The 19984-nt window shown below is 62.1% G+C and carries 17 protein-coding genes; 14 read left to right on the top strand and 3 right to left on the bottom strand.

Annotated features, from left to right (window positions below):
• Positions 1-32: 32 nt before the first annotated feature.
• The 8 genes from AC0VX3_RS13840 to AC0VX3_RS13875 all read left to right on the top strand — a co-directional run bounded on the left by AC0VX3_RS13840 (position 33) and on the right by AC0VX3_RS13875 (position 12308).
• A complete protein-coding gene (locus tag AC0VX3_RS13840; RefSeq protein ID WP_342895015.1) occupies positions 33-1712 on the top strand; it encodes a ribonuclease J in 1680 nt (559 codons plus the stop codon).
• Positions 1713-1818: 106 nt separating this feature from the next.
• Positions 1819-2223, top strand: coding sequence for a methylmalonyl-CoA epimerase (gene mce / locus AC0VX3_RS13845; RefSeq protein WP_342895016.1), 405 nt, complete (start codon positions 1819-1821; stop codon positions 2221-2223).
• Position 2224: 1 nt separating this feature from the next.
• The gene (locus tag AC0VX3_RS13850) at positions 2225-2515 is read left to right on the top strand and encodes a DUF1467 family protein (RefSeq protein ID WP_475521019.1); all 291 of its coding nucleotides are present in this window, start codon (positions 2225-2227) and stop codon (positions 2513-2515) included.
• Positions 2516-3111: 596 nt separating this feature from the next.
• On the top strand, positions 3112-4443 hold the full coding sequence (gene proS / locus AC0VX3_RS13855) for a proline--tRNA ligase (RefSeq protein WP_475521020.1): 1332 nt from the start codon (positions 3112-3114) through the stop codon (positions 4441-4443).
• A gap of 80 nt (positions 4444-4523) precedes the next feature.
• The gene (locus AC0VX3_RS13860; RefSeq protein ID WP_475521021.1) at positions 4524-5828 is read left to right on the top strand and encodes a lipoprotein-releasing ABC transporter permease subunit; all 1305 of its coding nucleotides are present in this window, start codon (positions 4524-4526) and stop codon (positions 5826-5828) included.
• Positions 5829-5839: 11 nt separating this feature from the next.
• Positions 5840-6556 carry an ABC transporter ATP-binding protein gene (locus AC0VX3_RS13865; protein WP_475521022.1) on the top strand — a complete coding sequence of 239 codons (717 nt, stop codon included), beginning with the start codon at positions 5840-5842 and terminating at the stop codon, positions 6554-6556.
• Positions 6557-7219: 663 nt separating this feature from the next.
• Positions 7220-10723, top strand: a complete 3504-nt coding sequence (gene dnaE / locus AC0VX3_RS13870) for a DNA polymerase III subunit alpha (RefSeq protein WP_475521023.1) — start codon at positions 7220-7222, stop codon at positions 10721-10723.
• A gap of 220 nt (positions 10724-10943) precedes the next feature.
• Positions 10944-12308 carry a phophatidylserine decarboxylase associated domain-containing protein gene (locus AC0VX3_RS13875; protein WP_475521024.1) on the top strand — a complete coding sequence of 455 codons (1365 nt, stop codon included), beginning with the start codon at positions 10944-10946 and terminating at the stop codon, positions 12306-12308.
• Between the two features lie 125 nt (positions 12309-12433).
• Here the strand turns inward: AC0VX3_RS13875 and AC0VX3_RS13880 are convergent, their stop codons facing one another.
• The 3 genes from AC0VX3_RS13880 to AC0VX3_RS13890 form a co-directional block, all read right to left on the bottom strand.
• Positions 12434-13057, bottom strand: a complete 624-nt coding sequence (locus tag AC0VX3_RS13880; protein ID WP_475521025.1) for a DUF421 domain-containing protein — start codon at positions 13055-13057, stop codon at positions 12434-12436.
• A 108-nt stretch (positions 13058-13165) separates the two neighbouring features.
• Positions 13166-13750: a YeeE/YedE thiosulfate transporter family protein gene (locus AC0VX3_RS13885; RefSeq protein WP_475521026.1), complete on the bottom strand. Its 585-nt coding sequence runs from the start codon at positions 13748-13750 to the stop codon at positions 13166-13168.
• A gap of 3 nt (positions 13751-13753) precedes the next feature.
• The gene (locus AC0VX3_RS13890) at positions 13754-14305 is read right to left on the bottom strand and encodes a YeeE/YedE thiosulfate transporter family protein (RefSeq protein ID WP_475521027.1); all 552 of its coding nucleotides are present in this window, start codon (positions 14303-14305) and stop codon (positions 13754-13756) included.
• A gap of 505 nt (positions 14306-14810) precedes the next feature.
• Between AC0VX3_RS13890 and rpsB the strand changes: the two genes are divergently transcribed.
• The 6 genes from rpsB to AC0VX3_RS13920 all read left to right on the top strand — a co-directional run bounded on the left by rpsB (position 14811) and on the right by AC0VX3_RS13920 (position 19971).
• Positions 14811-15698: a 30S ribosomal protein S2 gene (rpsB, locus tag AC0VX3_RS13895; protein WP_342895025.1), complete on the top strand. Its 888-nt coding sequence runs from the start codon at positions 14811-14813 to the stop codon at positions 15696-15698.
• 151 nt (positions 15699-15849) lie between these two features.
• Entirely contained in the window at positions 15850-16767 is a 918-nt protein-coding gene (gene tsf / locus AC0VX3_RS13900; protein WP_475521028.1) for a translation elongation factor Ts, read from the top strand.
• A 68-nt stretch (positions 16768-16835) separates the two neighbouring features.
• On the top strand, positions 16836-17555 hold the full coding sequence (gene pyrH, locus AC0VX3_RS13905) for a UMP kinase (protein ID WP_342895027.1): 720 nt from the start codon (positions 16836-16838) through the stop codon (positions 17553-17555).
• A 191-nt stretch (positions 17556-17746) separates the two neighbouring features.
• Complete coding sequence (frr, locus tag AC0VX3_RS13910; RefSeq protein WP_342895028.1) at positions 17747-18310, top strand: ribosome recycling factor; 564 nt, start codon at positions 17747-17749, stop codon at positions 18308-18310.
• Positions 18311-18346: 36 nt separating this feature from the next.
• On the top strand, positions 18347-19114 hold the full coding sequence (locus tag AC0VX3_RS13915; RefSeq protein WP_475521029.1) for an isoprenyl transferase: 768 nt from the start codon (positions 18347-18349) through the stop codon (positions 19112-19114).
• A gap of 14 nt (positions 19115-19128) precedes the next feature.
• A complete protein-coding gene (locus tag AC0VX3_RS13920) occupies positions 19129-19971 on the top strand; it encodes a phosphatidate cytidylyltransferase (RefSeq protein ID WP_475521030.1) in 843 nt (280 codons plus the stop codon).
• Positions 19972-19984 lie beyond the last annotated feature (13 nt).

Below are 19984 nucleotides of genomic sequence, written 5' to 3' on the forward strand. Positions count from 1 at the left end.
GGCGCGGTCGCTGACCGTCAAAGGAGCAATACATGGCTTCGGCCAAAAAGAACGAAAACGACATTGTGTTTCTGCCACTGGGTGGTGTTGGCGAAATCGGGATGAATCTCGGTCTGTACGGCTACGGCCCGGACGGAGACCGGACCTGGCTGATCGTCGATTGCGGCGTGAGCTTCGCGGGACCGGATCTTCCCGGGATCGACGTGTACATGCCGGACATCAAGTTTCTGGAAGACGAGGTCGACAACATCGCGGGCATGGTGATCACCCATGCCCATGAAGACCATTATGGCGGCATCCTGCATCTGTGGCCCTTCCTCAAGGTGCCGGTCTATGCGACCGCGTTCACGGCGGGGCTGCTGGCGGCGAAGACCGAAAGCGAGCCCGGGGCGGAGAAGGTTCCCGTCACTGTTGTCAAGCAGGGCGAGCGGCACAAGATCGGTCCGTTCGACGTCGAGTTCGTCGCGATGGCCCACTCCATCCCCGAACCCTGCGCCCTGGCGATCCGCACGCCTGCCGGCATGGTCCTTCATACCGGAGACTGGAAAATCGATCCCACTCCGGGCGTCGGACTGCCGATCGACACGGACCGGCTGGCGGAGCTCGGCCGGGAAGGCGTGATGGCGCTGGTGTGCGACAGCACGAACGCGGTGCGCGAAGGGGTCAGCCCCAGCGAGGCGGATGTTGCCGAGGACCTGAAAAAGGTGATGGCCGGAGCCAAACACCGGATCGCGGTGACCACCTTCGCATCCAATGTTGCACGGATCCGGGCGATCGCCTCGGCGGCCGCAGCCAACGGCCGGGACGTCGTGGTGGTCGGACGTTCGATGCACCGGGCGATCGAGGTCTCCGGTGAACTCGGTTATCTGGAAGGGCTGCCGCCCTTTCACGACGAGGATGCCTACGGGTACCTGCCGCGGGAAAAGACCGTCCTTCTGTGTACCGGGTCGCAGGGCGAAAGCCGGGCTGCCCTGGCACGTATCGCCGCCGGCGAACACCGCAACGTCGCGCTCTCGAAGGGCGACATGGTGATCTTCTCGTCCCGGACCATTCCCGGAAACGAAAAGGAAGTCGCCGCGGTTCTGAACAACCTGGCCGACAAGGACGTTGAAATCATCACCGACCGGGACGCCCTCGTGCATGTGTCCGGCCACCCGCGCCGCGGCGAACTGGCCCAGCTTTACAAGCTGGTCAAGCCGAAGGTGCTGCTGCCCGTGCACGGCGAACCCCTGCACCTGGCCGCTCATGCGGCTTTCGCGAAGGAACAGGGGATTGCGGAAGTCGTGCGCGGCAAGAACGGCGACATCATCCGCCTGACGGCAGGGCGTGCCGCGATCATCGATCAGGCGCCGCACGGTATTCTGGTGAAGGACGGCGATATCCTCGACGATCCGGAGGTGACCGGCGTCAAGGAACGGCGCAAGCTGTCCTTCGCGGGCGCTGCCGTGGTGACACTTGTGGTCAACCGGGCAGGGGATCTGCTCTCCGATCCCCAGGTCATCCTGCTGGGTCTTCCCGACACCGACGATGACGGTGAACCGATGGAGAATGTTGTCGTCAAGGCGGTGACCGGCGCGGTGAAAAGCATCCCGAAGGGCCGTCGGAAGGACAGGAACCTGGTAGGCGAGGCAGCCCGCAGGGCCGCCCGGGCCGAGATCCTGGACGTCTGGGGCAAAAAGACGCTCTGCAAGGTGACTGTGACCCAACTATAATCACCTGGATCGGGGGATGATCCGGCGGGATCGACCGACCATCCCCCGGTCGATCCAGAAGGTTCCTGGATACTGACCGTCATTGTACCTATCGGAGGGTTTGTGAATGATTGGACGGCTTAATCACGTCGCCATCGCGGTGTCGGACATCGAGGCGGCGAGCGCGGTCTACCGGGACACGCTCGGCGCCGAGGTCTCCGCGAAGGAGGCGCAGCCGGATCACGGGGTCAGCACCGTGTTCATTACCCTGCCCAACACCAAGATCGAGTTGCTGGAGCCTCTTGGCGACAATTCACCGATCGCCGGTTTCCTGGCGAAGAACCCGGCCGGCGGCGTGCACCACGTGTGTTACGAGGTCGACGACATCATTGCCGCCCGTGACAGGCTGCTGGCCGAAGGCGCCCGGGTGCTGGGCGATGGCGAGCCCAGGATCGGCGCCCACGGCAAACCGGTTCTGTTTCTGCATCCGAAGGATTTTCTCGGCACGCTGACGGAACTGGAAGAGGCGTAAGATGTCGGTGACCTTCGGCCTGGCGATCTATTTCATGCTCTGGTGGATCATCCTGTTCGCCATGCTGCCGTTCGGCATGCGGCGGACGCAGGAGGAGGCAGGCGAGGTGCTGCCCGGGACGGAGCCAAGCGCACCGGAAAAACCGCAGTTCCTGAAAGTGATCGTGATGACCACGATCACCACGACGATCGTGTTCGCCGGCTATGTCGCCCTGCGCAACAGCGGCTTCGGACTGGATGACATTCCCTTCCTGAACCCGCCTTCAGGCAACTACGGCACGCCCGGGAGCTGAATTTCCGGATCCGTATCCGGTGAATGCCGAACGGACCGGTTGTAGCAGCCGGTCTCGCCGTCTGCAGGGAGCAGGCATGTCGTGGTCTGCCCGGACTGGTTTTTTGCAAGTCGGCAAAGAAAAAAGGCAGAGCGTGGCTCTGCCTTTGACAAGTTCCGCGTCTAAATTCGACTCTATACCCTTACCGCAAGGTTTTACCGTACGGCTGGGCGGCTGCGACCCAGAAGGTGCGCCTGAGAGTCCTTCCTCCCAAGACTCAGACCGCGATGTCTGTGAGCGACTTGGCATTTCTGCCAAGGCATCTTCTTCTTATGAAATGGAAATTAGCTGATTGTTTGAGGCTTGTCACCTATTTGTCTTGAACAGCCCAATATTTTTGCTTGCCCATTTGAACGGCGTCAATTTTTACTAAGAACCGAGTATTCCAGCAGGCGGAAGACCAAGCGTCCAGAGGCGCCGAAGCCGCCGTTTCCGGGCGACTTGATGACGCGGATCCGCAAAAACCGGACGGCGGATCGCAAAGGACTTGTGTTTGGTCGCGGCATGCGCTTTGACTGCGCACAAAACAGGCGATGCCAGAAGCTGCGAGAACATTGATGCGTCTTTCCCGATATTTTCTGCCCATTTTGAAAGAAACGCCGAAGGAGGCGGAAATCGTGTCCCACCGGCTGATGCTGCGGGCAGGCATGATTCGCCAGCAGTCGGCCGGGATCTATTCCTGGTTGCCGCTCGGCCTGAAGGTTCTGCGCAAGATCGAGCGGATCGTGGAGGAAGAGCAGGCGCGTGCGGGTGCCGTCCAGCTGCTGATGCCGACGATCCAGTCGGCGGACCTGTGGCGCGAAAGCGGGCGCTATGACGCCTACGGCAAGGAAATGCTGCGCATCACCGATCGCCACGAGCGCGACATGCTGTTCGGGCCGACCAACGAGGAGATGATCACCGACATCTTCCGCGGCTATGTGCGTTCCTACAAGGATCTGCCGCTCAACCTGTACCACATCCAGTGGAAATTCCGCGACGAGGTGCGGCCGCGTTTCGGTATCATGCGCGGGCGCGAGTTCCTGATGAAGGATGCCTATTCGTTCGATCTGGACAAAGAGCGGGCGGTCGAATCGTATAACCGCATGTTCGTCGCCTATCTGCGCACCTACAAGCGCATGGGGCTGACGGCGATCCCGATGCGGGCCGAAACGGGCCCGATCGGCGGTGACCTGAGCCACGAGTTCATCGTGCTTGCGGAGACCGGCGAAAGCGAGGTCTATTGCCACTCCGATTATCTGAGCAAGGCGACACCGGGCGAGGACGTTGATTACGAAGCGGACCTGACACCGATCGTCGAGGACTGGACGTCCCACTACGCGGCGACCGAGGATGTCGTCGACAAGGCCGCGTTCGAAGCGGCCGTTCCCGAGGACAAGCGGATTGTCGCCCGTGGGATCGAAGTCGGACAGACCTTCTATTTCGGCACCAAGTATTCCGAGCCGATGGGAGCGAAGGTCGCAACGGCCGAAGGCACCGAAGTTCCGGTCCACATGGGGTCCTACGGGGTTGGCGTATCGCGCCTTCTTGGTGCCCTGATCGAAGCCAAACATGACGACAACGGAATCATCTGGCCGAAGTCGGTTGCCCCGTTCCATGTCGGGCTGATCAATCTGAAGCCTGGCGACGATGCGACGGATGCGGTGTCGGAAGATATTTACGCCAGACTTGAAGCGGCCGGAATTGAGGTGCTCTATGACGAAACCGATACTAGGGCCGGTGCGAAATTCGCCACCATGGATCTGATCGGTCTGCCGTTTCAGGTGGTCGTCGGTCCGCGCGGGTTGAAAGACGGGCTTCTGGAGGTCAAGGACCGGGCAACTGGGGAAAAGGAAATGCTTTCTCCGGATGCCACCTTCAACAAGCTGACCGCGGCATTGACGGACTAGGCAAGTGCGGCAATCCTCTGGAGTGGGGATTCGGTCGCGGCAAGCTGCGGGCGATCGGGCTTTGCTGAAATGGATGGACAATGACAGCGGCAGACACGGCGGACGTTGACGACGGTCACACACCGGCGGCCCCCACACGCCCCTTTTCGGCATTCGAGTGGATGATCGCGGGGCGCTATCTGCGTTCCCGCAGGCGCGAGACCTTCATCTCCGTGATCGCCGGATTTTCCTTTGCCGGCATCATGCTCGGCGTGGCGACGCTGATCATCGTGATGGCGGTCATGAACGGCTTCCGGACAGAACTTCTCGGCAAGATCCTCGGCATCAACGGTCACATGCTGGTGCAGCCGATCGACCAGCCGCTGACGGACTATGACGCAATCGCCGAACGGCTCCAGGGCGTTCCCGACGTGATCAGCGCCATGCCCTTCGTCGAGGGCCAGGCGCTGGTCTCCGGCCCGGCCGGCAATTTCGGAGCGCTGGTGCGCGGCGTCTACGAGAGCGATCTGCGCCGCGTGCCGCTTGTGGCGGCCAATATCCAGTCGGGCTCGCTTGACGGCTTCGATGAAGGCGAGGGGGTCGCGGTCGGATCGCGCATGGCCCAGCAGCTCGGCATTGCCCTGGGCGACAATATCACCATCATCTCGCCGCGCGGCAGCGTGACGCCGATGGGCGTCACGCCGCGGCTCAAGGCCTACCCGGTTTCGGCGATCTTCGAGATCGGGATGAGCGAATACGACGCCACCTTCCTGTTCATGCCCCTGGAAGAGGCCCAGGCCTATTTCAACATGGACATCCGGGCGACCGGCGTGGAGGTCTACGTGCTCGATCCGGACGATGTCGGGATCATGAAGGCGACGATCGAGGAGGCCGTGGACCGTCCGGCCTTCGTCACCGACTGGCGCCAGCGCAACGTGACCTTCTTTTCCGCCCTGGAGGTGGAACGCAATGTCATGTTCATCATCCTGACGCTGATCGTTCTTGTCGCGGCCCTCAACATCATATCCGGCATGATCATGCTGGTGAAGGACAAGGGCAAGGACATCGCCATCTTGCGCACCATGGGCGCCACCCGCGGGTCGATCATGCGGATCTTCCTGATCACCGGCGCCAGCATCGGCTGTGTCGGCACGCTGGCCGGTTTCCTTCTGGGTCTGGTCGTGTGTCTCAATATCGAGAGCATCCGCAGTTTTGTGTCCTGGATGACGACCACCGAGCTGTTCTCGCCTGAACTTTACTTCCTGTCCCGTCTGCCGGCGGATATCGACAGCGGCGAAACCACGACCGTTCTGGTGATGGCCCTTGCCCTGTCGCTGCTGGCAACGCTCTATCCGGCGTGGCGGGCGGCCCGTCTCGATCCGGTCGAAGCGCTCAGATATGAATAGGGAGACGGGAGATGAACATGGCCGTTGATCCGCGCCGCTCTCCCGGGCTGGCGCCTGCCGCCCTGGAACTTGCCGGCATCACGCGCGGTTTCGAGGAAGGTGACCGCGAGCTTCAGATCCTCAAGGGGGCCAACCTCAGGATCGAAGCCGGGCAGATGGTGGCGCTTGTTGCCCCGTCGGGGACCGGCAAGTCCACGCTGTTGCACATCGCCGGGCTGCTGGAACGCCCCGACGAAGGGGACGTGTTTCTGGGTCCGGTCAATTGTTCCGAGCTGTCGGACGACGAACGCACCGCGATCCGGCGCAACGATATCGGTTTTGTCTATCAGTTTCATCATCTGCTGCCGGAGTTCACCGCGCAGGAAAATGTGATGATGCCGCAGATGATCCGTGGCCTGCCGAAAAAGGTGGCGGCGGAACGGGCGGATGAATTGCTCAAGTATCTGCGCATGGGCGAGCGTGGCAGCCACAGGCCGTCGGAACTTTCGGGCGGCGAGCAGCAGCGTGTCGCCGTTGCCCGGGCGGTGGCCAATGCGCCGCGGATCCTGCTTCTGGACGAGCCGACCGGCAATCTCGATCCCAAGACGGCGTCCCACGTCTTCGAAGCACTCTCCGCGCTGGTGCGGGCGTCCGGTGTGGCCACGCTGTTTGCCACCCACAACATGGAACTCGCCGCGCGCATGGACCGGGCGATCACGCTGGAAGACGGCCTCGTCAAGGACCTTTAGCCAGGGGGCTCTGTCTTCTACAGGCGGAACCCCGGCGGGTCAGGGTGCGAACAAAGTGAAAACCCGCTGTTTTCACCAAATTTGATCTGTCTTTGGCAAGGGGAACAAAAAGGGCTTGCAAAGAGAACAAAAATGGAACAAGATGCCTTCACGCTTTTAGCCAAGGTTGGAGGGTGTAATGTTCTATGTCGCTCGTGATTTTGCCGCTTTCGGGTCTCTGGTCTGTTTCTGCGCCACGCTCGCCGTCTGGGGCGAGGCCCTGTTCTCCGTTTAGTGAAGACGATCCTGCCGTTCTGCGCTGAGTGCGGCGGGCGGGATCTGCGATTTCGTGAGCGCCCTTGGGGGTGCTTGCGCCGATAGCTGATCTGCGCCAGATCTGGGCCTGGTCCGCACCTGAGGTGCACCGGTTTCGAACTGGCGGGCTGAACCGGTGGTGCCGGGGCGTTCCTTTTGTGGGGCTGCCGTCGCGGCGGCATCTGCGACCGGCAAGCGGTTTTCACCGGCCTGTTCCGGCGTGTTTGTTTTGACGTGATTGTCCGCGTGCTGCCAAAGAACTCCGCGTGCGGCCAAAGAACATCGGGTACAACTGCGCCGTCACCTCGACACGCATTTCAGGACGGGCTTCACTAGGCAGCGATTCTGGAATTTGCCGCGAGTGCCCCCATGACTGTCCCTACCACGAACACACCTCGAGATGCCGCCATCAGGGCGGGCCGGACGGACGAGTCGAATGGTCCCGGATTTGTGCATCTCAGGGTGCATTCAGCGCTCTCTCTTCTGGAGGGAGCCCTGCCGATCAAGAAGCTTCTCGGTCTGGCCAAGGCGGACAATCAGCCCGCCCTGGCGATCGCCGACACCAACAATCTCTTCGGCGCGCAGGAGTTTTCGGCCAAGGCCTGGGACGCGGGCATCCAGCCGATCACCGCCTGTCAGCTTTCCGTCCTGTTCGATGACGGTCTGGAGAGTGGCCGCCGGGGTGAACCGGCCTTGGCCGATGTCGTGCTGATCGCGATGACGGAAACCGGCTACGGCAACCTGATGGAACTGTCTTCGCGGGCTTTTCTCGACACGGAAACGGGCCTTCGCCCCCATGTTTCGTCCGCCTATCTGCTTTCGAAATCCGAGGATCTGATCGTGTTGACCGGCGGCGTGTCCGGGCCGGTGGGCGCGGCCCTGCTCGCAGGGCGCCAGGATCTGGCGCGGCGCAGGCTCGAGATCCTGGCGGAAGGGTTTTCCGGCCGCTGTTACGTGGAGATCCAGCGTCACGGCATGGAAGCCGAACGCAGGAGTGAAGACAACTTTCTCGGCCTGGCCTATGAATTCGGCCTGCCGATCGTGGCGACCAACGAGGCTTTCTTTCCCGAGAGGGAGGACTACGAGGCCCATGACGCCCTGATCTGCATTTCCGAGGGACGGGTGCTGATCGAGGACGACCGGCGCCGCCTCACGCCCGAACATTTTTTCAAGTCGCGCGCCGAAATGTGCGCGCTGTTCGCCGATCTGCCCGAAGCCCTGGCCTCGACGGTTGAAATCGCGAAGCGGTGCAGCTTCCGTCCGATGAAACGGGCACCGATCCTGCCGCGCTTTGCCGGCACGGATGCGGACCCGGGCGAGGCCAACCGCGTCGAGGCGGAAGAACTGAAAAATCAGGCCCGGGACGGGCTCAGGGCCCGTCTCGATGCCCATGGCCTGGCGCCGGGGCTTGAGGAAAAGGACTACTGGGACCGGCTCGACTACGAAACCGGCATCATCGAGAGGATGCAATTTCCCGGTTACTTCCTGATCGTTGCGGACTTCATCAAGTGGGCCAAGCAGCAGGACATTCCAGTCGGGCCGGGCCGCGGCTCCGGGGCGGGCTCGCTGGTGGCCTGGTCATTGACCATCACCGATCTCGATCCAATGCGCTTTTCCCTGCTGTTCGAGCGTTTTCTCAATCCCGAACGCGTCTCCATGCCGGATTTCGACATCGATTTCTGCCAGAGCCGGCGTGAGGAAGTGATCCGCTACGTTCAGGAAAAATACGGCCGCAAGCAGGTGGCGCAGATCATCACCTTCGGGTCGCTGCAGGCCCGGGCCGTCTTGCGCGATGTCGGCCGTGTGCTGCAGATGCCCTACGGACAGGTCGACCGGCTGTGCAAGCTGGTGCCGGCCAATCCGGCCAATCCGGTCACGCTTGGACAGGCGATCACGGACGAGCCGCGCCTGAGGGAAGCCGCCAAGGAAGAAGAGATCGTCGAGCGCCTGCTCGGCATGGCGCAGAAACTGGAGGGGCTTTACCGGCACGCCTCGACCCATGCCGCCGGCGTGGTGATCGGCGACCGGCCTCTGGAACAGCTTGTGCCGCTCTATCGCGATCCCCGGTCCGACATGCCGGTGGCGCAGTTCAACATGAAGATGGTCGAGGAAGCCGGGCTGGTGAAGTTCGACTTTCTCGGCCTGAAGACGCTCACCGTCATCGACACGGCTGTCAAGCTGATCGAGCGGCGCGGTGTCACGGTCGATGTCGCCGGCCTGCCCATCGACGACGAAAAGACCTACCGGATGCTGACGCGTGGCGAGACCTTCGGCGTGTTCCAGCTGGAAAGCCAGGGCATGCGCCGGGCCGTCGCCGGCATGAAACCCGACAGGTTCGAGGACATCATCGCGCTGGTGGCGCTCTACCGTCCGGGACCGATGGAGAACATTCCGGTCTATAACGCGGTCAAGCACGGCGAACAGGAACCCGATTGCCTGCATCCGCTGCTGGAACCGATCCTGATGGAGACGAACGGCATCATCGTCTACCAGGAGCAGGTGATGCAGATCGCCCAGGTGCTGTCCGGCTATTCGCTTGGCGAAGCGGATCTGCTGCGCCGCGCGATGGGCAAGAAGATCGCCGCGGAAATGGAAGTCCAGCGGGCCCGCTTCGTCGATGGTGCGATCGCACAGGGCGTCAACAAGACCCAGGCCGGAACGATCTTCGACCTTGTGGCGAAATTCGCCAACTACGGCTTCAACAAGTCTCACGCGGCCGCCTATGCGCTGGTTTCCTATCACACGGCCTGGCTGAAGGCGAACCACCCGGTGGAGTTCATGGCGGCGTCCATGACCCTCGATCTCGGCAACACCGACAAGCTGGGGGATTTTCGCCAGGAAGCCCGGCGCATGGGCATCGAGATCGTGCCGCCGTCGATCAACCGGTCCCAGGTCTATTTCGACGTTGCCGACGGCAAGATCCTCTATGCCATGGGCGCGATCAAGGGCGTCGGCGAACAGGCGGTGGAGCACATCGTCGAGGTGAGGGGGGACACGCCCTTCAGGAGCCTGGGTGATTTCGCCCGCCGCATTTCGCCCAAGGCGCTCAACAAGCGCACGCTGGAAAACCTGGTGGCGGCCGGCGCCTTCGACGAACTGGAGCCGAGCCGGGCGCGGACGTTCGAGGGGCTCGACCGGATCATGGGCCTGGCGCAGCGCACCGAAGAGAACCGCACGCTCGGCCAGGACGAACTGTTCGGCGGCAGCGACAGCGAGGAGCCGCTGCAACTGGACGAGGTCCAGGGCTGGACCACGGAGGAAAAGCTGCAGCGCGAACATGCCGCGATCGGTTTTTACCTGTCCGCGCACCCGATCGACGAATACGCGTCCATTCTTGAAAAGATGCGGGCCCAGCCCTGGACCCAGTTCGCCGAGGCGGTCAAGAAGGGCGCTTCCGCGGGACGCCTCGCCGGCACGGTGATATCGATGCAGGAACGCAAGACCAAGTCCGGCACGCGCATGGGCATTGCGCGCTTGTCGGATGCCACCGGCCAGTATGAGGCGCTGCTGTTCCGCGAAAAACTCGAACAGTTTCGTGACGTTCTGCAGACAGGCCGTTCCGTGGTCGTCTTGGTCGGCGCCGACATGCGCGACGACGAACCCTCGCTCATCATCGAACAGGTCGATCCGATCGACAAGGTTGCGGCCCGGCTGCAGAAAAGCATGCGCGTCTTCGTTCGCGACGAACGCCCGATCCAGAGCCTAGCCAAGCATCTTCACATGCGCGGCGAGGGCGACGTGACCGTGATCGTCCTCTTGGAAAGTGGCGCCAGGGAGGTGGAGGTGAAGCTTCCCGGGCGCTTCCGGCTGTCGCCCGAGATCGCCGGGGCGCTGAAGGCGGTGCCAGGGGTGATGGACGTGCAGGTGGCCTGAGGACCAGGCACTCCAAGGTCTGAGCTGCCGGCCTCTAAGACCTGGTTTTATCCGCGATCAGGTCACGATACCGGACATGTTCGCCCAAAGTCCGGGCAGGCAATCCGGAGCGAGCTTTTGGTTGCGCGAGGCGTTTTTTTAAGCTCTCTTGAGTTGTGTTGACTGAGTGCTGGAGGCATCTGCCCGCCGGCGCATGTCAAGCACTACAGGGGGACATATCTTGCAAGTTTCTTACAGCAAATCCGAGCATCGTGCCTATCCAAGCAGCTACCGGACCGGCTGGCTGCCGGAACCCGGCAGCGAGAGCTGGACCAAGTTTCACGAAGAGTTGGCCGAGGCGGTCCGGTCCTTCGACGGCGAGCTGGATCCCGCGGTTCAGGATTTGCTGGAGTTTCTGACGGACAATCCGATTGTCGCCTATCTGATGAAGGCGGCCTGCAGCCAGAACTGGACCATGCTCAACACGCCGGATCTGGATACGGACGGCGTGCCGATCCCGTGGATTCCCGACGCGCAGTATTTCGCGATTGTCTGCAATTTCCTTCTTGAATGGTGGCCGCATTACATTGACGACGATCTCGTCGGCCTGCCGTTTTCCGGGTTCACCGTCGGCATCGATCCCACGCTGCCCGGGTCGCAACTTCTGGGGCTGCCGCAATTCAACGAGAGAATGGGCGCGGTGCTGAACAAGTGGCACGCATTCCTTGGAACCAAGGCGTCGGCCGGCGGCTTTGCGGTCGAAGGGGAACAGTGGCTGTCGCCAAAGGCCAAGAAATCCTACGATTTCGACCTGTGGGAAAAAGACAACAGCACGCTGCCGTACTGGAATTCCTGGAATTCCTTCTTCACCCGTCAGTTCAAGGACCGGGACGCCGTCCGTCCGATTGCCGACCCGGGCTCGAACCAGACCGTGATCTGCCCCAATGACGGGTCCGTGTTCCGCTGGGACTGGAACGTGGCGGCGGACGATACCTTCTGGTTCAAGGACATGAACTATTCCCTGCGCAACATCCTGAGTTCACCCGATCCGGACCAGCAGGGGGTGATTGACGAATTCGGGCTCGTCGACATGTTCACCGGCGGCTATGTTTTCCAGACCTATCTGAACCCCTATAATTTCCACAGATGGTGGGTGCCGGTGAATGGCCGGATCATGTTCAATCCGATGCGGATTCCGGGCGCCTATTTCAACAAGCTGGTGCTGCCGGACTTCGGCGGGGCAACCACGGCCTCCCTGCCGTATCTGGCGGAGGTCAACGCGCGCGGTCTGATCGTCTTCGAAACCGAGGACTATGGCCGTGTGTGCTGTATTCCGCTGGGCATGAGCGAGGTCTCGACGATTACGTTCGACGAGAAAATGTATGACAACGCCCCGGTCAGCAAGGGGCAGGAAATGGGCATGTTCAACTACGGTGGTTCGTCCTTCGTCGTCATCTATGAGAACCTGCCCGGCAAACAGCTCATCTTCATGGACGCCGACGGCAACCACTATCCGCAGCGGCCGGCAACGGCGACAAGCAGCAGCGGCGCCGGCGGCAATGTCACCAACATCGGATCCCAGATCGGCGTCTGGTATTCCCGCTGATCGCTGCTTGAAATGGGGCATCGCCCGGGTGCGGATGGCGGTGCCGCTCGGGCGGCGGGCCAGCGGGCCTTGCGAGGCGGGGCGTGCAGGGGACGCTTGCGCGCCTCGCGCCGAGGCGCGGGCCTTCAAATGCGCTGGCGAACACCGTTCAGCAGGTCTTCCTGCAACGCGTCGCCGTGCAGGACGGATATGTCACCGGTGGTTTCCAGAACAACAGCGCGCACGTCGCTGAGCGCCAGGACATTCGATTCCCGCAATTTGGCGTAGACATCGTCCCGGGTCACGCGGGTCTTCTGCAAGGCAGCGGGCAGAAACGCACCGTTTTCCATGAGCAGCACCGGCGTGTTCTGGGTTAGGTCCTGAAATCTGCCGGAGGCCCTGCGGCAGCGCGCCATGACAAATTGCACGCCCAGCAGGGTCGCGATGGCCAGGCAGCTCTGCACGAAGGCGGACCAGGTCGAGGCCTGGCTCGCGCCCGCCAGCAGGGAGCCGGTCGCAACCGTCACCACAAAGTCGAATGAGGTCATCTTGGAGAAGGCCCGCAGTCCGATCACGCGCACGACCAGCATCACCCAGATGACCGCGATGGTGGACAGGATCGCGGCCCGCGCGATGGTGTCGATCGCAAGGTTGTCGAACAGCATCACGCCGGTCCCCTGGCGGAGAAGGCTTTCCGGAGCATTGTCCGGCGTCGGTTCCGGCTTCTGTGGAGCATGGATCTTGGGCCTTTCGTCTTGTTCCGGTGGCACCAGAACAACCGCCGGAAGGGCGCAAGGTTCCATTTTGAGGTGTTTCAGGGCGGACGGCCGGTTTTCGGTGCGCGCCGGGCGCGCACCGAAAACCGTGTCTTCAGCGGATCATTCGGCGGGCAGGCGGGTGTCCCTGCGCACGACCCGTTCCGGCAGCATGAAGGCCACCACGACGAAGACCAGACCCAGAACGATCCCGAGGACATCTCCGGGCAAGCCGGTCAGGGCGGCGTAGTCGGCGCCGGGAACCGTGCCAAGCGTCACCTTTCCGCCGAGGATCGAGTCCAGCAGGCCTATGGCCTTGACGGCCGGGTAGGTCGCCATATAGGCGGCCGCGCCCAGAAGACCGCCCGCGATGAAGGCGAAGGCGTCGCGGCGGCCCGCGCCGGCGGCAACAAGGCCGGTTCCCGGACAATAGCCGGCCAGCGCCCAGCCGAAGCCCAGCAGCAGACCGCCGACGAGCACGCCCAGGTAGGCCGCCTTGACCGACATGTGGCCGACATCGACGATCCCCAGCATCTGCCCGGCGAACATCAGCACCGATCCGGTGCCGATCGCCAGCAGGATGGCCTTCATCAGATTCAGGTTGGTGAGCGCGAGCATGCGCCCGATCACATTCGGGTTGGACGCCCCGACCCGGTCGAGCACCGCGCCGAAGGCACCGCCAATCACGAGAGCCAGCAGGATTTCCATGACTTACGCCTCCTCTTTATAGAGCATCAGGGCCGTGGGCACCGCCGCGGCAAAGGCGCCGGCTGCGAACAGATAGCCCGACACCGCCGTCTGCATCATGCCGGACATCATGTGGCCGGACGTGCAGCCGCCCGCCAGCCGGGCACCGTAAAGAACGATGAAGCCGCCAACGAAGGCCGCGGCATAGCGCTTGACCGGACTGTCACCGAAATTCGCCTGCCAGAGTGCGGGGTTCCTGCGCTCCGCCGTGCCAACACCACCGCGTGTCCACGCCGAGAGGGCGCCGCCGATGACCATCGCCAGAACGAACACGAAACTGTAGTTCAGCGGGTTCGAAACGGCCTTGGCGTATTTGCCGCCGGACTTGTCCAGATAGGCGTTGGTCGATGCAAAGCCGTCCGTCGTCTGGGTCACAACGGCGGGATTGACCGCATCCCACAGGACCCCGTCCAGAATCACGAACTGCGTCGACACCCCGATGGGTTTGACCAGCAGGACAGCCAGGAAAAAGACCAGCCCGAGAGCCAGCCCACCAATTTTCCAGTCAAGCGTCATTTTCGCCTCCATTCATATATTCGTATTAATGAATATATAGTAGGTGACGACTTCAGCCTTGATTCAGGTCAAACGTCGCGGGTGGTGCCTGGCGTCGTTCAGTGCAGGCCTCACATCGAGCCGCAGTGCCGCGACCGACGCGACTTGTCCGCGTCTACAGCCTTCAGCGCAGAGAGTTTTCAGGGATCGATGCAGGGTCCGTTTTGTTCGGAGGGCGCTCTTGAAGCTGTCCTCGGGCATTGTCCTGGCGGGGATACTTCAGGATATCGGCTCGACCTGGCAGGTCCGGATGGCAGCCGTGGAACAGGGCGTCACCCGGTTCCCTTCAACAATTCCCGTCTTTAGCCCTTGAAATAAAACTGCGTCCCAACTATAAGGCGCGCATTCCACACGCAAGGGGCGGAACCTGAGCTTTATCGGGGTCCATCCGGTGGTCGAAGGGACATTTCCTCCGGCCCACATCCTCTTGCGGAGGTCAAACCGGAAAACTCAGGAGATAAGGGCCATGTCTTTGCCCGATTTCACCATGCGTCAGCTTCTGGAAGCAGGCGTGCACTTTGGTCACCAGAAACACCGCTGGAACCCGCGTATGGGTCAGTACATCTTTGGTGTGCGCAACGACGTTCACATCATGGATCTGTCCCAGACCGTTCCGCTGCTGCATCAGGCGCTGAAAGCCGTGTCCGACACTGTCGCCGGCGGTGGCCGCGTGCTGATCGTCGGCACCAAGCGTCAGGCACAGGAAGCCGTTGCCGCATCCGCGCGCAACTCGGCGCAGTATTTTGTCAACGCCCGCTGGCTCGGCGGCATGCTGACCAACTGGAAGACCATCTCCCAGTCCATTCAGCGCCTGCGCAAGCTGGAAGAGACCCTGTCCTCGGACGCGGCCAATTCGCTGACGAAAAAAGAACGCCTGTTCATGGACCGCGAGCGCGAAAAGCTCGAGCGGAACCTGGGCGGCATCAAGGACATGGGCGGTATCCCGGACCTGATCTTCGTGATCGACACCAACCGGGAAGCCATCGCCATTCAGGAAGCCCGCCGTCTGGGCATTCCGGTCGCGGCGATCCTCGATTCGAACTGCAATCCGGACGGGATCACCTATCCGGTGCCGGGCAACGATGACGCCGGCCGCGCGCTGTCGCTTTATTGCGACCTGATCGCCCGCGCCGCCATCGACGGTATTTCCCGTGCCCAGGGCGCATCCGGCATGGATCTCGGCGAAGCGGACGAAGCTCCGGTCGAGGAAGCCCTCGTGGAAGCTGCCGAACCCGTCGTGGAAGCACCTGCGGAGGCCGCTCCGGCCGAAGCCGAGGCTGCACCGGTCGAGGCCGCACCGGCTGAAGCTGAAGCCGCACCGGCTGCCGCTGAAGCTGAACCGGCTGCGGTTTAAGCCTGAGACAAGTTCCGCCGCGTTCCGGCGCGGCGGAAACATGTTGATTTCGCAAGGCGGACTGCACTTTGTTGCAGTCCCGTCATAAGGACGCGGGAAGCCATCGGCTAAACCGTGTCTCATCTGAAACCCCCCATGCACGAGGCAATCGATGAGCATTACCGCTGCGATGGTAAAAGAGCTCCGCGAGAAATCCGGCGCTGGCATGATGGACTGCAAGACCGCCCTGAAAGAAACCGGCGGTGACATGGAAGCAGCCGTCGACTGGTTGCGCACCAAGGGTCTGGCCAAGGCGGCCAAGAAGGCCGGCCGTGTGGCTGCTGAAGGTCTGGTCGGCGTTGCTGCCGCCGGCAACAAGGCTGCCGTGATCGAGCTCAACTCCGAAACCGACTTTGTTGCTCGCAACGAAGGCTTTCAGGAACTCGTCTCCAAGGTTGCCGGTGTCGCCAACAGCACCGACGGGTCCGTCGAGGCCGTGGCTGCCGCCGATCTTGGCGGCAAGTCCGTGGCCGACACGATCACCGAAGCGATCGGCACGATCGGCGAGAACATGACGCTCCGTCGCTCCGCCGTTCTGTCGGTCAGCGAAGGGGTCGTGGCAACCTACGTTCATGGCCAGGTTGCCGACGGTCTGGGCAAGATCGGCGTTCTGGTCGCCCTGAATTCTTCAGGTGACAAGGACAAGCTGAACGCCCTTGGCCGTCAGATCGCCATGCACGTGGCCGCGACCAGCCCGCTGGCGCTGAACACCGGCGAACTTGACCCGGCCGTGGTCGAGCGTGAAAAAGCCGTGTTCTCCGAGCAGGCACGCGAGTCCGGCAAGCCGGAAAACATCATTGAGAAAATGGTGGAAGGCCGTTTGCGCAAATTCTACGAGGAAGTTACCCTCGAGAAGCAGGCATTTGTCATCAACCCGGATCTGACGGTTGAAAAGGCAGTCGAGGCGCTGGCAAAAGAACTCGGTACAGAAGTGAAGCTTTCCGGCTTCGTCCGTTTCGCCCTGGGCGAGGGGATCGAGAAGGAGACGCAGGACTTCGCCGCCGAGGTGGCGGCAGCCACCGGGCAGTAAGCTCTTCGAAAAGCGCCGGCAAGTCCGGCGCTTTTTTTTTAGAAAGACAATTTTCAAAAGGTGCTCCCATGACGACTTCCCTGCGCTGGAAACGGATACTCCTGAAACTCTCCGGCGAAGCGCTGATGGGCTCGCAGGCGTTCGGGATCGACCCGGCCATCGTGCAGAGGATTGCCAAGGAAATTGCCGACGCCGTGGCACTCGGTGCCCAGGTCGGGGTCGTTGTGGGCGGTGGCAACATCTTTCGCGGCGTGGCCGTTGCGGCCAAGGGCGGCAACCGGGTCACCGGCGACCACATGGGCATGCTGGCGACCATCATGAACAGTCTGACACTGGCCGACGCCCTGCGCCGGCTGAAGGTCAATGCCCGTGTCCTGTCCGCGGTCGCCGTGCCGTCCATCTGCGAGACCTTTTCCCAAAGGGTCGCCGACCGCTACATGGAAGACGGTGACGTGATCGTTTTTGCCGGCGGGACCGGCAACCCGTTTTTCACCACCGACAGCGGCGCCGCCCTGCGCGCCGCCGAAATGAAATGCGATGCCTTCCTGAAAGGCACCCAGGTTGACGGCGTCTATTCGGAAGATCCGAAGATCAATCCGGATGCGGAGCGGTATGAAACCCTCGGCTACGAGGAAATCATTACCCGGAACCTGAAGGTCATGGACACGACTGCCATCGCGCTGGCGCGTGACAACTCCATTCCCGTTATCGTGTTCTCGATCCACTCTCCCGGAGCGCTTGTGAGCGTGCTCCAGGAAACAGGCACTTACACCGTCGTGGGTGACTGAAAGTTTTAGGCGCAATCCCGGTGCAAGCTCTTGTGTTTCGGCGTGTTTATGCCATGTTGGCGCGCGCCGGGACTCTCGGGTCTGTTGAAAACCCGGTTTAGGCCGCGCCCTGTACGATCATGGCGCAGCGGCCGCAATCGGGCTCTCAAGCGATCTTAAATCGCCAATTAGAAAATTACAGTGAGGACAAAATGTCGGTAGAAGGTGTGGACCTGGATGATCTGAAGCGCCGTATGCAGGGAGCACTGTCGGTGCTGAAGACCGAATTTGCCGGCCTGCGGACCGGCCGCGCTTCCGCGTCCATGCTGGAGCCGGTCAATGTCCAGGCCTACGGACAGTCCATGCCGATCAGCCAGGTGGCCACCATCTCCGTTCCCGAGCCGCGCATGGTCGCGGTTCAGGTCTGGGACAAGACCATGGTTGCAGCAGTCGAGCGATCGATCCGGGAATCGAATCTCGGTCTCAATCCGGTCGTCGACGGTCAGTTGCTGCGTCTGCCGATCCCGGAGTTGAACCAGGAACGCCGCCAGGAACTGATCAAGGTCGCGCACAAATATGCGGAAAGCGCCAAGGTGTCGATCCGGCACGTGCGCCGCGATGGCATGGATACCGCCAAGAAGGCCGAAAAAGACGGCTCGATTTCCCAGGATGACAGCCGTGTCGCCTCCGATGAGATCCAGAAACTGACCGACCAGATGATCGGTGAAGTGGACACCATGCTGGAGAAAAAAGAGACGGAAATCTCACAGGTCTGATGCATTGAGATCTGACCCTGAGACTGGGGGGAGCATATGAGCGTCAGCCCGGACCGTGACCTGCAAGCGCCTTCGGCGGAGGCCGGTGCCAGCAAATCGCCGCGTCACGTTGCCCTGATCATGGACGGCAACGGACGGTGGGCGGCCGCGCGCGGTCTGCCCAGGACGGAAGGACACCGGCAGGGGCTGGTGGCTCTTCGCAAGGTGATCCGCCACGCCGCCAAGATCGGCGTCGACGTCATCACGATCTACAGTTTTTCCTCCGAGAACTGGAGCCGGCCGGAAACGGAAGTCTCGTTTCTGATGGGTCTTCTGCGGCGCTTCGTCCAGCGGGACCTGAGCGAGCTTCACGAAGCCAATATCCGCATCCGCATCATCGGCGGGCGGCTGGATCTGGAACCGGGGATCCTGAAACTTCTGCAGGAAGCCGAAGACCTGACCCGGGACAATTCCGGGCTCGACCTGGTTGTCGCCTTCAATTACGGGTCGCGGGCGGAGATTACCCGGGCCGCGCGCAAGCTGGCCGAGCAAGTCGCCGCCGGTGTTATCCGGCCCGAGGACATCACCGAATCGGCCCTGACCGCCGCGCTCGACACCGGCGGACTGCCGGATCCCGATCTGATCATCCGCACAAGCGGAGAAATGCGGCTGTCGAACTTTCTGCTGTGGCAGGCCGCCTATTCCGAGTTCTATTTCTGCGACCTTCTCTGGCCGGATTTCGACGAGGCCGCCTTCGACGCGGCCCTTGACTGTTTCTGCGCGCGGGAGCGCCGGTATGGCGGTCTCAGCGCCAAGACGTACTGACGTCCGGCACCCAGATGGCGCAATCAGAAAATCCCCCCAAAAAACTGTCCGATCTCAAGTTGAGGCTGGCCTCGGCCGTGGTGCTCGGGCCGAGTGTGTTGCTGATCGCCTATCTGGGAGGCGTCCTCTTCATCCTGCTCGCACTGGTCGCAGCCGTGCTTTTTCTCTGGGAATGGTTCTCCATGACCGGAACGCAGACAGTTTCCGCGACATCGTTGACCGGGCAGGGCACTCTTGTCGCCGTGACCGGTCTGCACCTGGCCGGACTGCCTGAAATCGGCCTTGGCGCGGTGCTTCTGGGCGCTGTTGCGACCTACGCAATCGGTGGATTCAGCAAGGCGGGCCGATGGGGGCTGGAAGGCGTGCTTTACAGCGGTCTTGCCCTTTATGCACTGCTGGCCCTTAGGGATGGAACCAAGGGGCTGCTGGTCATCTTCTTTGTTCTGTTCGTGGTCTGGGCGACCGACGTATTCGCCTATTTCACCGGACGCGCCCTCGGCGGGCCGAAGCTCTGGGCGCGGGTCTCTCCCAAGAAGACCTGGTCCGGCGCGCTTGGCGGACTGGTTCTGGCGACCCTCTTCGGAACCGGTGTCGCCTATGTGGCGGGTGAGGTGCAGCTTGCGCTCTGGGCTCTGCTGGCAGCGGGGCTGTCGATCGTGTCCCAGGCCGGCGACCTTCTGGAATCCGCCATCAAGCGCCGTTTCAAGGTCAAGGATTCGAGCCAGCTCATTCCCGGCCATGGCGGCATCATGGACCGGATCGACGGACTGGTGGCGGCCGCGATCTTCGCGGTCCTCATCGGTCTGATTGCCGGCGGCTCTCTGTCCGATCCCGTTTCGGGGCTGGGCCTGAATTGAGTTTGGAGTAACT

Source organism: Roseibium sp. QJM3NY_11 (assembly GCF_056173175.1).